The 14,858-nt window shown below is 38.3% G+C and carries 13 protein-coding genes, 4 tRNA genes and 1 other RNA gene; 8 read left to right on the forward strand and 10 right to left on the reverse strand.

All coding sequences use genetic code 11. The annotated features are described in order from the left end of the window. Positions 1–28 precede the first annotated feature (28 nt). Positions 29–1,558, reverse strand: a complete 1,530-nt coding sequence (gene glpD, locus GJV03_RS03635; protein ID WP_154129484.1) for a glycerol-3-phosphate dehydrogenase — start codon at positions 1,556–1,558, stop codon at positions 29–31. Positions 1,559–1,724: 166 nt separating this feature from the next. Further along, positions 1,725–2,480: a DeoR family transcriptional regulator gene (locus GJV03_RS03640; RefSeq protein ID WP_154129485.1), complete on the reverse strand. Its 756-nt coding sequence runs from the start codon at positions 2,478–2,480 to the stop codon at positions 1,725–1,727. 458 nt (positions 2,481–2,938) lie between these two features. Between GJV03_RS03640 and GJV03_RS03645 the strand changes: the two genes are divergently transcribed. Both GJV03_RS03645 and GJV03_RS03650 read left to right on the forward strand, forming a co-directional pair. Next, on the forward strand, positions 2,939–4,258 hold the full coding sequence (locus GJV03_RS03645; RefSeq protein ID WP_154129486.1) for an MFS transporter: 1,320 nt from the start codon (positions 2,939–2,941) through the stop codon (positions 4,256–4,258). Between the two features lie 146 nt (positions 4,259–4,404). After that, a complete protein-coding gene (locus tag GJV03_RS03650) occupies positions 4,405–4,830 on the forward strand; it encodes a hypothetical protein (protein WP_004722461.1) in 426 nt (141 codons plus the stop codon). A gap of 38 nt (positions 4,831–4,868) precedes the next feature. On the opposite strand, the gene GJV03_RS03655 is transcribed toward GJV03_RS03650, so the two are convergent. Together GJV03_RS03655 and folD are read right to left on the reverse strand one after the other, a co-directional pair. Continuing rightward, a complete protein-coding gene (locus tag GJV03_RS03655; protein WP_004819654.1) occupies positions 4,869–5,537 on the reverse strand; it encodes a 50S ribosomal protein L11 methyltransferase in 669 nt (222 codons plus the stop codon). A 283-nt stretch (positions 5,538–5,820) separates the two neighbouring features. After that, a complete protein-coding gene (gene folD / locus GJV03_RS03660; protein ID WP_354666829.1) occupies positions 5,821–6,669 on the reverse strand; it encodes a bifunctional methylenetetrahydrofolate dehydrogenase/methenyltetrahydrofolate cyclohydrolase FolD in 849 nt (282 codons plus the stop codon). Between the two features lie 152 nt (positions 6,670–6,821). On the opposite strand from folD, the gene GJV03_RS03665 reads away from it, so the two are divergent. From GJV03_RS03665 to GJV03_RS03675, 3 genes are all read left to right on the forward strand, one after another. Then, a tRNA-Cys gene (locus GJV03_RS03665) sits at positions 6,822–6,895 on the forward strand. 10 nt (positions 6,896–6,905) lie between these two features. Beyond that, positions 6,906–6,991 (forward strand) — tRNA-Leu (locus GJV03_RS03670). A 123-nt stretch (positions 6,992–7,114) separates the two neighbouring features. Beyond that, positions 7,115–7,846 carry a hypothetical protein gene (locus GJV03_RS03675; protein WP_004722467.1) on the forward strand — a complete coding sequence of 244 codons (732 nt, stop codon included), beginning with the start codon at positions 7,115–7,117 and terminating at the stop codon, positions 7,844–7,846. Positions 7,847–7,905: 59 nt separating this feature from the next. Here GJV03_RS03675 and GJV03_RS03680 read toward each other — a convergent pair whose 3' ends face one another. Continuing rightward, on the reverse strand, positions 7,906–9,672 hold the full coding sequence (locus tag GJV03_RS03680) for an alkaline phosphatase D family protein (protein ID WP_154129487.1): 1,767 nt from the start codon (positions 9,670–9,672) through the stop codon (positions 7,906–7,908). A 216-nt stretch (positions 9,673–9,888) separates the two neighbouring features. Between GJV03_RS03680 and GJV03_RS03685 the strand changes: the two genes are divergently transcribed. Next, positions 9,889–9,974 (forward strand) — tRNA-Leu (locus tag GJV03_RS03685). 240 nt (positions 9,975–10,214) lie between these two features. After that, positions 10,215–11,171, forward strand: coding sequence for an RDD family protein (locus GJV03_RS03690; protein ID WP_154129488.1), 957 nt, complete (start codon positions 10,215–10,217; stop codon positions 11,169–11,171). Positions 11,172–11,250: 79 nt separating this feature from the next. On the opposite strand, the gene GJV03_RS03695 is transcribed toward GJV03_RS03690, so the two are convergent. The 4 genes from GJV03_RS03695 to coaD all read right to left on the reverse strand — a co-directional run bounded on the left by GJV03_RS03695 (position 11,251) and on the right by coaD (position 12,552). Next, positions 11,251–11,327, reverse strand: a tRNA-Met gene (locus GJV03_RS03695). Positions 11,328–11,391: 64 nt separating this feature from the next. Further along, an RNA gene (gene rnpB, locus GJV03_RS03700) (RNase P RNA component class A) lies at positions 11,392–11,769 on the reverse strand. Between the two features lie 26 nt (positions 11,770–11,795). Continuing rightward, positions 11,796–12,059 (reverse strand): YfhL family 4Fe-4S dicluster ferredoxin, encoded by a 264-nt coding sequence (locus GJV03_RS03705; protein WP_004722473.1) that lies wholly within the window; start codon positions 12,057–12,059, stop codon positions 11,796–11,798. A gap of 1 nt (position 12,060) precedes the next feature. Beyond that, positions 12,061–12,552: a pantetheine-phosphate adenylyltransferase gene (gene coaD / locus GJV03_RS03710; RefSeq protein ID WP_004722475.1), complete on the reverse strand. Its 492-nt coding sequence runs from the start codon at positions 12,550–12,552 to the stop codon at positions 12,061–12,063. A 159-nt stretch (positions 12,553–12,711) separates the two neighbouring features. Between coaD and smpB the strand changes: the two genes are divergently transcribed. Beyond that, entirely contained in the window at positions 12,712–13,188 is a 477-nt protein-coding gene (gene smpB, locus GJV03_RS03715; protein WP_004722477.1) for an SsrA-binding protein SmpB, read from the forward strand. A gap of 56 nt (positions 13,189–13,244) precedes the next feature. Here smpB and GJV03_RS03720 read toward each other — a convergent pair whose 3' ends face one another. Then, positions 13,245–14,576 (reverse strand): hypothetical protein, encoded by a 1,332-nt coding sequence (locus GJV03_RS03720; RefSeq protein ID WP_154129490.1) that lies wholly within the window; start codon positions 14,574–14,576, stop codon positions 13,245–13,247. Positions 14,577–14,858: the final 282 nt, after the last annotated feature.

Consider the following 14,858-nt stretch of genomic DNA (forward strand, 5'->3'; position numbering starts at 1 on the left):
GTGCAAAGGTATATATTTCCACTTTTGCTTAGGCAACATCTTTCTGTAAGCGGCGTTCATGCAATTCAAGCAAATATTCATCCAATGCTTGAATTTCAGCTTTAGTAAATTTTAAATATAACTTGCTACGGCGCTTTAAAATATCCTGACTGGTGACCGCCCACTCTTGGTCAACCAAATAATCGACCTCTTGGGCATATAAACCATGGCCAAAGTCTTGACCAAGTTCATGAACAGATGTCGAATGATTTAAAAATTTCCATGTATAGGTTCCATAGGCATGTGCCCAACGGATTGCAGTTTCATGATCAAGCCCTTTGATTTTATTTTGAATTTCTAAAACCAATCCATCAACAGAAACCAAATTCTCAGCACCCGGCAGTAAGGATTTTTCAGTCCAAGCTTTCCCAGCGTTAGGGAAAAATTTCTGCAAATGCTCCATGGCAGACTCAGCCAAGCGTCGATAGGTGGTTAACTTCCCACCAAACACAGAAAGTAAGGGCGCATCATTCTCATGGTCTTGTGATAAAGCCAAAGTATAGTCACGGGTGATTGCGGCTGGATTATCAGACTCATCATCACACAATGGGCGCACCCCTGAGAATGTCTGAATAATATCAGCTTGAGTCAGTTGCACTTTAAAATGATCATTGGAAACATCAAGCAGATAATCAATCTCTTGCTGACTAATTTCAACATTATTCGGATCTGCTAAATATTCACGGTCTGTTGTACCAATCATGGTGTATTGATTGAGATAAGGAATTGCAAACACAATACGTTGATCATCATTTTGCATAATAAAGGCTTTATCACCGTCATATATTTTCGGCACAATAATATGACTACCTTGAATTAGACGAATTCCATATTGCGATTTTAACTGAAGCTCTTGCTTAATGAATTGTGCAACCCAAGGCCCCGCAGCATTGACCAAAGCCTTCGCTTGTATCTGATAAATGCCCTGCTCATTTTCAAACTGGATATTCCATAAACCATGTTCACGCAGTGCTGAAATACAGCGCGTTTGTGTAACCACGGTGGCATTTTTTTCACGTGCTTGCATCGCATTTAGAATCACTAAGCGTGAATCATCTACAGCACAATCTGAGTATTCAAATCCGCGTGTGATTTCTGTTTTTAGTGGGCTGGTATGAGGATCAAATTCAACCAAATGTGAACCTGCAAGCTTCTCTCTTTTGCCCAAATGGTCATATAAAAACAGCCCCGTACGAATCAGCCAAGCAGGACGCAAATGAGGTTGATGTGGCATGATAAAACGCATAGGACGAATGATATGTGGTGCTTTTGCAAGTAAGACTTCTCGCTCAGCTAAGGCTTCTCGCACTAAACGAAATTCTTTATGTTCCAAATAACGCAGACCACCATGGATCAACTTACTGCTTGCAGACGAGGTATGGCTGGCTAAATCATCTTTTTCACACAAAAATACAGATAAACCACGGCCAGCAGCATCATTGGCAATACCGACACCATTTATTCCACCACCAATTACAGCAATATCATAATAAGTTTGTTGCTCATTGATTTGTGTCATAAACGCCACCACCTTTGATCATTTGCATATATTCACAATCATTTTTGAAAATATATTTTCGTTTGTTTTCATTTAAGAAAATAATAGATAGTTTTTTAATCAATGTCTATCAAAAAATGATCAATTTCACGTTTATCATATTTTCACTATGGGTTTTAAAATTAGCTTAAACCACAGTTAAAGCCACTTCTGCTGCATGAATTTGTTTTAAATAATTTTCAGTGGGCACTTTATTGGTAAAAAGCCGATCTATTTCAGAAAGATGGCCTAAGCGCATCATTGCATGACGACCAAACTTGCTCTCATCTGCGGCTAAAAATACCTGCCGAGCACCTAAAATAATTTCTTGCGAGACAGACACTTCTTGAAAATCGAAATCGAGCATCGTTCCATCTTCATCAATCCCACTGATACCAATCAGGGCATAATCAACTTTAAACTGTTTAAAAAATTCAGAGGTGGCTTGTCCTATCACACCACCATCGGGGCGTACTTTTCCGCTGGCAATCAGTACTTCAAAATCATCATTCATACTTAAAATTTTCGCCACATTTAAGTTATTGGTGATCACTTTTAAACCACGATGTTGTAATAAAGCATGGGCAATAGCTTCGGTTGTTGTACCAATATTGATAAACAAAGATGCATGGTCTGGAACTGCCTTTGCAACAGCTGTTGCAATGCGCTGTTTTGCCGCTAAATTATGGCTGATCCGTTGGCTATACGCGGTATTGGTGACGCTTGAGTCTACCGCAGCGCCGCCATGATAACGACGTAATAGTCCGGCATCTGCCAATTGATTGATATCCCGCCGTACAGTTTGTGGGGTAACTGCAAAATGCTGTGCAATCTCATCAATACTGACATAGCCCCGAGCCTTAACCAATGCTAATGTTTGCTGTTGTCGAATCATCAAGTCCATAGATGTGAAACCTTATTGTTTTATTTTCAAAAATGAACATTTAGTTGCTATAAATAGCATGACTGCTTAGCTTACGACTAGATTAAATTTTTAAATTCTCCCAACTCAGCTTATCAAATTGTGTACATTTCATACATTTAGATGCAAGCAAATATGCTTTAACTTTAAGCTAAATTCTTATAATTTATAAAATATTTCAAATTAAATGCCTGTTTTAAAAAAATTATTCATTTATTTCTAGACTTTCTCATTCTGGATCAACAATAAACCCTCTACACAGCTAAGACCAAAGTCTAATAAGGTCTGCTTTCATTCAAGCGTATAACGAGCATTGTAATTATTTGTATCTCCCTCGTCATACTGACTGAAATTCTCTCTGTTTGATTTTTCTGCTTTGATTTTCATCCAAAATGAAAGTTAAACAGGCTGTATTTTGCATATTCTTTTGGAGAATTGCCTTGTCCAATTCATCTCCTCAAGTTGCCACTTCGCAACTTGATAGAAAAACTCGTTTCAAATCTATACTTGGTGGTTCAGCTGGTAATTTAGTCGAATGGTATGATTGGTATGTTTATGCCGCATTTACCCTCTATTTTGCCCCTGTGTTCTTTCCAGAAGGCAATGAAACGGTCAAACTTCTCCAAGCTGCTGCAGTTTTTGCTTTAGGCTTTTTAATGCGTCCGATCGGCGCATGGATCATGGGCATTTATGCTGACCGTAAAGGTCGTAAAGCGGGTTTAACACTTTCTGTTTCATTGATGTGTGTTGGCTCATTAATCATTGCTTGTGCGCCATCTTATGATTCAGTTGGAATGTTTGCTCCTGCACTGCTTTTATTTGCGCGCTTATTACAAGGTTTAAGTGTTGGTGGTGAGTATGGCTCTAGTGCCACCTACTTAACTGAAATGGCAGGTAAAAATCACCGCGGATTTTTCTCAAGTTTCCAATATGTCACCCTGATTTCAGGTCAATTACTTGCACTCTGTGTGCTGATTATCTTGCAACATAATCTTTCTGAAGATGCCTTACATGCATGGGGATGGCGTGTTCCTTTCTTTATCGGTGCATTACTTGCAATTGTTGTGTTCTGGATTCGTCGTGGTCTGGTTGAAACAGAATCATCTAAACAAGCGCAACAACAAGCTAAAAATGGCGGTGAAACATCTGGTGCTTTGGCCTTATTCACCAAGTATCCTAAACAAGCATTTACAGTCATTATGCTGACTGCAGGCGGTACCTTAGCCTTCAATACATTTACGACTTATTTACAAAAATACTTAGTCAACACTTCGGGCTTTGAAAAAACCACCGCAACTGAAATTACCACAGCCGCAATCTTTATTTTTATGTTGATTCAACCTGCAGTCGGTGCACTTTCAGACAAAATTGGCCGTAAACCAATTATGATCACTTTTGGTGTACTCGGTGTGTTATTTACCATTCCTATTTTCAATGGTTTAGGCTCGACAACGGATCCTAAAACAGCTTTCTTCTTATGTATGAGTGGTATGGTCATTGTGACTGGATATACAGCCATTAACGCGGTTGTAAAAGCTGAATTATTTCCACCGCATATTCGCGCTTTAGGTGTTGCCTTACCTTATGCACTTGCCAACACTGTATTTGGTGGTACGGCTGAATTAGTTGCACTAAGCTTTAAAAATGCTGGGCATGAAAACTATTTCTTCTATTACATTACCTTTATGATCGGTTTATCTCTAATCACCTATGTGTTTATGAAAGATACCAAAAAACATAGCCTGATTACAGATGATTAATTCAAAGTAAACTTTGCAATCTAATTCATTTAAAACAGCTTTTTTGTTCACATGAAAAAGCTGTTTTATTTACGCAATTCACTTATCGTGAAAATTGCAAAGCTATGGCATACTAAAAATAATTCAAAAAGCTAGGACTTTAAAAGATGAAAAAAATCACTTATGCAGGTTTAGGATTAATCGTTTTAGCTTTATCTGCATGTCAAACAACCCCTCGTCAATACAATGGCGTAACGGGTTATCAAATTGAAAATCAAACAGCAGATAGTGCAACACTTGCGTATACCCTTTCAGGTCGTGCAGATCGTGATTTGGATGCGGATAAATTACAGCGCGCATGTCAAAAAGTGTTGGGTGCAAACAAAAACTATAAAATTTCTGTATTAAGTACCAATGAAATTATCAATCCGCAAACAGCAAAAGATCAGGCTGGCGTTCAACTTGGGCATAGCCGTACATCTTTTGGGCTTTCCAACACGCCAAGTCTAAATAACAGTGAAGATTATGCAACACGCCAAGCCTTAGATACCCGCCCAAGCACTTTACATGTAGTACGTTATACCTGTTCTTGATTTAAGAGATTTGTATTACAGAATAAAATAAGACGCTGTCATAGCGTCTTATAAAAACTCACATTTCTAAATTCTTTGGCTTCATCTAAATCAGGCCAAGTAGTTGCACTTCGTTCATCCAATTTTTGGTAATTCGGATGACTAAAGTTTTTCACTCGGCTATCTGCCACCCATACTTCTGGTGCAAATTTTAAAAATTCATCCAAGAAGAACCTGTTAGATTGATCATATAAAACATCTGCAGCCAATAAGACATCAACCTGTTCGGCTTTATATAAATCATCAAGATATTCAAGCTCTACATCATTAAGCAAAGCATTTTCACGACAAGCATCCAAACTTATTGGGTCGATATCACAACAGATGACACGTTTTGCACCTGCCATTTTGGCTGCAATTGCAACCACACCTGATCCCGCACCAAAATCCAGCACCACTTTATCTTTTACATGCTGTGGCTCTGCAATCAGCCATTGTGCCATTGCTAAACCTGAAGCCCAGCAAAAAATCCAATACGGTGTATCATTCCAAATACGGCGAATCACCTCATCATCCAAACGATCTGTTGGAAAAACAGGTGGAATCAACCATAACGAAATTGGGCTTTCAGGCAACTGCTGTGCCAATAATTCACATTGAGGAATCACTTCATGCAAAGCATCAAGTAAATGTTGTGGGGCTTTAGGAAATTGATAAGTACAGCTCATGCAAAATATGACCAAAATTATTATTTTGATATTGAGGAAATACAGCTTCTTCCTCATATTCGATAGACAGTAACATCATGTGCTAAGGTTCGAGAAGATACTTCTTGTTAAGTCTCAGATACTGCTACTTAAAAGTAGATCTTAAACGCGTTAAGCCAATGACCATTAAACTAATGACAATATTGCCTACTTTTACTGAAAAATAAACATTGCTATGTAAATGTAGGCTGAATTTAAGCACAGTGAATGCATGGCTTTCACTGTGCCCAGAATAAAACAGGACTTAAGCTAACGCTTTTTCAGCAGCTTCTACAGTTTGACGAATCAACGTTGTGATCGTCATCGGACCTACACCACCTGGAACTGGTGTATAAGCTGAAGCGACATCTTCAATACCGACCAATTGGATATCACCCACACCACCACCGTCACGAGGATGGAATCCAGCATCAACCACAACAGCACCTTGCTTAATCCAGTCTTTTTGGATTAATTCAGCTTTACCGACTGCACCGACAACTATATCAGCCTGTTTTACCAATTCAGCAAGATTTTGTGTACGAGAATGACAGATTGTCACTGTTGCATTGGCTTGAAGTAGCATCATTGCCATCGGCTTACCTAAAATAGCCGAACGCCCCACCACAACTGCATGTTTACCAGCAATTTCAATCTTGTTTTCTTGAAGAATCGTCATGATACCTGCAGGTGTTGCCGAACCATAAGCAGCCTCACCCATTGCCATACGACCAAAACCTAAGCAAGTTACCCCATCTACATCTTTTTCAAGTGAAATGGCATCAAAGCAAGCACGTTCATCAATTTGTTCAGGCACAGGATGTTGGAGTAAAATACCGTGAACATCAGGATTGGCATTTAATTTTTCAATTTCAGCCAATAATTGTTCAGTTGTGGTTTGCTTACCTAACTCTACTTTTAAAGAATCCATACCAACACGACGGCAAGCATTTCCTTTCATGCGTACATACGTCGCAGATGCACCATCATCACCCACTAAAATAGTCGCTAAAATTGGGGTACGACCTGTTTTTGCTTTTATAGCTTCAACACGAGTCAACAAGTCTGCTTCAATTTGTTTCGCTAATGCGCGACCATCCAATACCAATGCCACGGCACATCTCCAAAGTAGATATGAATCAATTTTGCAAATAATACATGATTATTTAGACAATTTTCTTTCATATGCTGAATTTATGTGCATATGCATGAATTATAGTATTGTTTTTTTTTCAAAGATTGCTAATATGTGCATCACCAAGACATGGCGGGGTGGCAGAGTGGTCATGCAGCGGACTGCAACTCCGTGTACGCCGGTTCGATTCCGACCTCCGCCTCCAATCTTGTAAAGCCCGAGTGGTGAAATCGGTAGACACAGGGGATTTAAAATCCCCCGCCCACAAAGCGTGCCAGTTCGAGTCTGGCCTCGGGCACCATTTTAATTCTTGTTAAAATGGTGCAATAAAGAACCCAGCGATAAGCTGGTTTTTTTATGCCTAAAATTTTATATTGTTTTTTATGTTAATATCCAAAGTGAAATTTAGATAAGCGAAGCCTATATGATTCAAAACAAGCAAGTTTCCCTCTATTTAAATCAATTACAACAACAATACCCACAAGCATTTAAGCGCAACTTTCTATTCTATAGTCAAATTAAAACCAAAGGGCTTCTAGATGAAGCAAAGGAGTTTATTCCTTGGATTTTGTCGATTATGATTTTTTGCAGCATCTATTTTAGTTTAGGTCAGTATATTGCAAATCATTTTCCTCAATTCGATAGCTTTCAAGCCAATGGCATTGCCGCTTTAGCGATTATGTTATTTTTTATGATTATTGTTCCGATCATTATCAAACAAATAAAACACAGTTCAACGCATTTATACCAACAACTCAATAATATTCCGCTTAAGCTTGCGGTATTGATCGTCCTGCAAGCCCTCAATCTTTATTTTATAGAAAGCACCCTACTGCAAGGTCTGTTATTTTTCTTTGCAATGAGCTTTGGTTTTGTTAAATTTTATAAAGAAAATTTATTTAGAGATAGCACCAAAGACACTGAATATTACCAATTACAACAGATTCGAAAAAGCTGTTTATGGGCTTATAAACAAGCCAAGAAAGCCAAATTCAAAATGCGATTCTTAGCCAAAGATTCTGAGAAATATCAATTTTATCAAAAGCGCTTAGTCACCTTTTTAGAATTACATTTAGAACTATTAAAATATGAAAATGAAATGTGTAAAACCTATAAATATGAAGATTTAGATGCCTATATGGACAGTATGATGTAATCCATCTATAGCATTAAAAAAGCCGAGTGATCTAAACTCGGCTTTTTAGGCTTGAAAATTTATGCACTTTTCTGAACAGTCTTTACATCAACCAAATTGTTATTTAAAACCACTTGATGGGCACGAGCCGTATCCACCGTATAGGTTTTTTCCTTGATGCTATTTACGAAGACCCAATCCGCTTGTACCTGTTGTGCTGTAAAGCTCACTTTTAAGTACCCTCGCTGATTTAAATTGGTGTAATTCAATTCATCAATGAGTGTGGTGAAGGCCATTTCAAATTGTTGTAACTGTGCCAAAGGAATACTTAAATACTTTTCCATCCCTGGTGACGAGACCGAACTGGTTGCCAATTCCACCCCAACAAAATCACCCGCTTGAGTATGCAAGTCAGCAGACCATGCATTATGGGTATCCCCCGCCAACACCACAACTTTCTTATTTAATGTTTTAAGTGTGCCATATAAAATTTCACGTTCTGCATAGTAGCCATCCCAAGCATCTAAATTATAGGGTGCAACTGTGGTTACACGGGCTTTTTCTGCAGCGGTTAATGTTGGATCACCACTTTTCAAACGAACTTTTAAAGTAACTAACTCGATGATCTGTTGATTCATTTTTGCCAAAGTTTCGGCGGTAACATTTCCACTGGTAATTGCAGATAAAGACAATAGCAATTCAGCAGGGATTAACATTTTTGCCATCAACACTTGCTGACCCAATACATTCCAAGTCGCTGTAGATTGTGCCATTTTCTTTTGTAGCCACTCACGCTGGGTATAACCCATCAGTGTACGGGTAGTACTGGTTAAATCTGTCTGGAACTTAGCGATATCTAAACCAGAAGCCGTCATATAATTGGCATAATCGAGTTGCTTGTCACGTGCCAAAATACGTGTATCCAACATGGTCAATTGTACCAATGAACCAAAGTTAAATTGGCGATAAATATTCAAATGATCTGTTGCAGATACAGGACGAATCGGCATCCATTCAAAATAAGCTTGTAAAGCCGCCAATTTACGGTCTAAGAAATTACCCTCATTGGCTTGATGGTTTTCTGCACCATCTTTCCATGTATCATTTGCCAGTTCATGGTCGTCCCAAATCACGATAAAAGGATGACGCGCATGTGCAGCCTGTAAATCGCTGTCAGTATGGTAAAGCGCATAACGTTTACGGTAATCATCCAACTTGATAATTTCTTTATCATTGTCAGCAGCGAGGGTACGACCCAACTTTACTGCCTCTTCTGTGGCATATCCATCTTTACCATATTCATAGATGTAATCTCCCAAATGGATGATCGCATCGACCTCTTGTTTTGCCATTTCCTTATATACATAAAAATAGCCAGCAGGATAGTTTGAACATGAACACACCGCAAACTGCACCGAACTGGTGGTTTCAGGTAATGTTTTGGTACGCCCTACTGGCGAAATCACCGAACCAAATTTAAAACGATAATAATAAGTTTGCCCGGACTTAAGCTTGTCTGCATCGACCTTAACGGTAAAATCCTGAGCTGATGCTGTTTGTACTTTTCCAGTATTGATCACTTGCGTAAATTTATCGTCTGTGGCAATTTCCCAAACCACTTCTAAACGCAAAGACGTATCCTGTGGTGTAATACGTGTCCACAAAATCACACGGTCTTTTAATGGGTCGCCACTGGCAACACCATGTAAAAATTCAACTTTTGTAGTAGGAGATGTTGAGTCGTTGTTATCACTCCCACAAGCAGTCAACGACACTGGTATAGATAATGCCCCAAAACTGGCTAATGACTTTTGAATAAGTTCACGGCGTGAAATTGAGTTTGGCATTGAAGTTGGTTTCCTCTAAGTTTTTTTATCCAATCAATTTAAAGGCTTAATATTTCGCTTTAATCTCAAATTGATGAAAAAATCATGACAAAATACCCATTCAACGGCTTAAAATGCTTTATTTTCAAACATAAGCACATGAATTGATTGAAAAGAAAGCAAATCGACATAAATACGCTTGCCAAGAGAAAAACTGTCCTTTATTATTGCGCACATGCCCGAGTGGTGAAATCGGTAGACACAGGGGATTTAAAATCCCCCGCCCACAAAGCGTGCCAGTTCGAGTCTGGCCTCGGGCACCATTTTAAGTCTTATTAAAATGGTGCAATAAAGAACCCAGCGATAAGCTGGTTTTTTTATGCCTAAAATTTGTAAATCATCTATAAATCGCCAATTTAAAAATAACTCAAAGTTCAATACATCTTGCTAAAAAGCGTGATAGCTCAACTATATTTTTCTGGTTATTTTTCATTAAAAAACTTATAATATAATAAATTTACATTAATTATTAATATTTTCATAAACTTAATTAAACCAAAACCATGTCTGAAATTACTACTGAAACTCAAAAAGCCGCCCCTATATTTCCTCGAATATTCGCATTTATCATCGACTGTATTACCGTCGGCGTAGCCTGTTTAGTGACGGGCAAAATACTCTACCCATATTTTGAAAATTCTCCTTTTATTTTCCAATGTATAGGTACGCTCCTCTGTCTATTTTATTTTGCTGCTTTTAACAGCCAGATAGGTAATGGTAAAACTATTGGGAAAATCCTGGGTAAAATTAGGGTAAAAGATTTAAATGGTGCTTCAATTCCATTTATGCGTTCTTTGGTTAGATCAAGTATCTTTATCATTCCATTTTGCTTTGCTGGTTATTTACAAACATATTCAACTCAGCATCTTTCACTCAGCCTACTTGTGGCATTTTTTCAAAGTATCGTCTTTGCCTGTTTCTACTTGGCTATTTTTAATGGAAATAGCCAACAATCTCTGCACGATCTAATCAGTGAAACTCAAATCCTTAGAAACGCTCAATCCAATATTCCACGCCAATCTGTATGGAACATTCATTACTACATCATTGCGCTGTTAACCATTGTGATTTTTTCTGTCAATTTATGGAATTATTCCCAAAGCAAAACAATGTCAGCCAATAATTTTAGTTTGATCTCTGATGACATTAAAAATGCTCAAGTTGAAAGTCGCCATACCTTCATTGGAGAGGCTGAATCCACAAATCAGGTTTTAATTTTAAATGTGAATCAGCCAGATTATCTCGATGACCTTGATCGTGCTGAAACATTGCTAGAAAAGATTAATCAACAACACGCTGAGGTGTTAACGCAATACAACATCAATCAGGTGCAATTTAACTTTTCTTATCAATTTGGCTTGGCTAAATTATCAAAAACAACGCTTTATGATTATAAAAAGACGCCTAAAAGTAGCTTAAGTTATATTGGGGATAGTACAGGAATGAACCTTGGTTTTTAAACAAGACCAAGTCTCGCTGTTAAAGTTTAAATCTTGTAGATAAAAAAAGACCACGTTTTGGAAACGTGGTCTATAAAAATGGTGGCTATGACGGGACTTGAACCTGTGACCCCCGCATTATGAGTGCGGTGCTCTAACCAACTGAGCTACATAGCCTAAAACTGTGCGCGCATTATCTGCTGTAAACAATGTTACGTCAAGCACTAATTAAAATAAAATTCATCGAAGTGAGCCGATAAGCCGGGTTCTGTCTAGAACGATCATTCCTCTAGGCGCATGATCACTCATACGCTCAAGCGACCTACCCGGATCCAGCATGGGCCATGCCTATAGGATCCCTATTTGGTCTTGCTTCCGGTGGGGTTTACCATGCCATGAACTGTTACCAGCCATGCGGTGCGCTCTTACCGCACCCTTTCACCCTTACCTTCCATTTCTCCGAAAAGAAACGTTATTGAAGGCGGTCTACTCTCTGCTGCACTTTCCGTCGGTTCACACCGCCCAGGCGTTACCTGGCACCTTGCCCTATGAAGCCCGGACTTTCCTCCCCTGCTTCAATCACGGAGATCTCCACAGCAGCGATCGTCTGGCTCACTTCGGGGCGTATCCTAACAAATTTCTCGGCTAATTGCTTGCGCTTTTTTGAGCAATTAGTTTTTTATACTTTTCCATCAAGTCGTCTTGGCTCTCTACATGATTCGGATCGAGCGGAATACAGTCGACTGGACAGAAAAGCGCACACTGTGGCTGATCAAAATGCCCGACGCATTCTGTACATAGGTTTGGATGGATTTCATAAATCTCCTCCCCCATAAAAATGGCATCATTTGGACATACAGGCTCGCATACATCACAATTGATACATTCATCAGTGATAATTAAAGACACGCTACCAACCTTGTTGATGTTTACGATGGAAGGCTTCGACAACGCATTGAGGAACAAACTTTGCCACATCGCCTTTCAATCGTGCTATTTCTCGAACCATCGTCGAAGAAATAAATGAAAATTGCTCTGATGGTGTTAAAAATACTGTTTCAAAATCATGATCAAGCTGACGATTCATATTCGCAAGCTGAAATTCATATTCAAAATCTGAAACAGCTCTTAAGCCACGTAACACTGCTGTAGCATGTTGTTCACGTGCAAAATTTACCAATAACCCATCAAAACCGACAAACTCAACATTGGGTAAATGTTTGAGTGATATCTTTGCTAACTCTACACGCTCTTCCAAACTAAAGACTGGATTTTTATGATGCCCAATTGCAATTGCGACCACAACTTCATCAAACATTCGTGAAGCACGTGCGACTAAATCAACATGGCCATTGGTAATTGGATCAAAAGTTCCTGGATAGATGACACGAGTTTTAGACATCCATTTGTACTCTAGTTTGTTATGTAGGGCTATAGTTTAACAAAAACTTAAATATTAGCGAATAACCTCTTTTGATTTAGCTTTGGCTTTAATTGTGAAATGACTTCACCTGAAGCCAAGTTTGAGGCAAAATAAGGCTATTCTTGGAATATTTGTATTATGTCGAAAAACATTGTCGTTAAAAAAAATAATAGTGGGACGATTGCACAAAATAAACGTGCACGCCACGATTATTTTATTGAAGAAAAATTTGAAGCTGGGCTTTCGTTACAAGGTTGGGAAGTCAAGTCATTACGTGCTGGGCGAATGACCATTACTGAAAGCTATATCACCTTTAAAAATAATGAAGCATTTCTCTTCGGTGCTCAAATTCAACCTTTACTTTCAGCATCTACTCACGTAGTCCCTGAAGCGACACGTACCCGTAAACTGTTGCTATCGCGCCGTGAGCTTGAAAAGTTACTTGGTGCTGTCAATCAAAAAGGCTATACCTGCGTACCTTTGGCGTGTTACTGGAAAGGTCATTTGGCTAAACTTGAGATTGCTTTGGTAAAAGGTAAACAGTTACATGACAAACGTGCCACTGAAAAAGATCGCGATTGGCAGCGTGATAAATCACGAATCATGCATAAATAATTTATTTGATATACGAAAAACCTCCGAAATGGAGGTTTTTTCTTTTAGACATCTTTTTAACAGAATTTTAACGATCCATAGCAGTTTGGAGCAAAGTCTTGATTTTTAAGTTGTAGATCTTTTAATGGGAAGTTTACTGATGTATTAGGTAAATTAATATTTCCAATTTCTAATGAACTACCAAATAGACAATCCAAAGCTTGACAAGATGGTACTGCGGTCGTTGACAAAGCCGTACTTAATGGACCGATCACTTGTCTTAATACATCATTAGTAATATCAATACGTTTTGATGGTGTAACATTCCCAATGTCGACAGGATCTTCAAATGCCATCCACCAGCCTCTTTGAGCAGTTACTTCTGCATTTGGCCACCATACATTTTGACTTTGTAGAGATAATGAAAAAGGATTATTTAATGGAATTTTATGGATATAACCTAGATTTTGACTAATAGACAAATTGGCCATCAGCCCAGTAATATTACCGTTTACTTGTTTTTCTAAGTTTAAAGTCCCGAGTAGAGGAACCCTCACCCCAGCCTTTAGACGTCCTCCAAAATTCAACCGATCAATATTAGCTTTACCTGTTAAATTGACATTCGTTTGTCGTTTACCATTTATAGTCGTAGCATCAATTTGAATTGGCGCTGTTGTACTCTCCAAATTTAAATTGTAATCATTTGAAGAAAGCGGTAATCGCCCACAAAATAGAAAAACACATATATCCACATTTCCAGTCACAGGCATTTGGGTATCTGCATAACTCATTCCACGACTATTTGTATATCCCATTCCTGTAGTTGCTTTCGTCTTTAAAAAGCCACTGAGAGAGTTAATACCGTTCGGTGTGTCTGAGTTTTCAGTACCTGCTGTCAACATTCCCAAAACTTTTTCAGCACTTAAACGTAGGCCAACAACCTCTCTTGTCGATGCAGAATTGGGATCCTTTATCGCAAACTCTACAAATGGATTGGTTAATTTTGCACTTGAACCCACACGCCCTTCACGCGTATCAGCCAAACCTGAAAGACTCAGATTATCAATATCAATGTCGCAACCACCCGCCCCGTTTACCCCGCCACAACCGAGCTGTAACTTTTTAATGTTGGCATTCAATTCAAGCTCGGCCTCTAGTCCAAGTTTATAAAAACCAACGCCTTGCCCCTGCATCTTATTGACTGAGTCATTTGGGGCAATATAACCCAAGCTCATCAGTGCCTGACCATGAACATCGGAAAGCTCAGAGTCATTCAATTGGGTTAAACTCTCCAAGTATAGAGAATTTGCAAAACAATGCATTGAAGAAAACAATCCAGCATAAATTACGACATTTTTTATGACTTTAATGATTTTCTTATCAATCATCCTATTATAGTTGATATCCATATCAGCTTATCTCATTTTATTATGAATAAAAAATATACTAAAATACAAATAAAGCAAATAGAAAAGTGAATTAAATATCTCAATACTATAACAATTATGCAAAATAAGATTACTTTATCAATGATTCTAAAGACTTTTTATTTATATTTTCTTATGTAACTAATTTTAATTATTATATATTTATACTTAATAGTCATACAATCTACTTTTCAGTACCTCTTGTGCTTTTCAAGTCACTTGAGTGAGTTATTGCAAGTCGTGATGATTGGCACAGTGATAAAG

Source organism: Acinetobacter sp. RIT698, from assembly GCF_009668065.1.
Taxonomy (GTDB): Bacteria; Pseudomonadota; Gammaproteobacteria; order Pseudomonadales; family Moraxellaceae; genus Acinetobacter; species Acinetobacter guillouiae.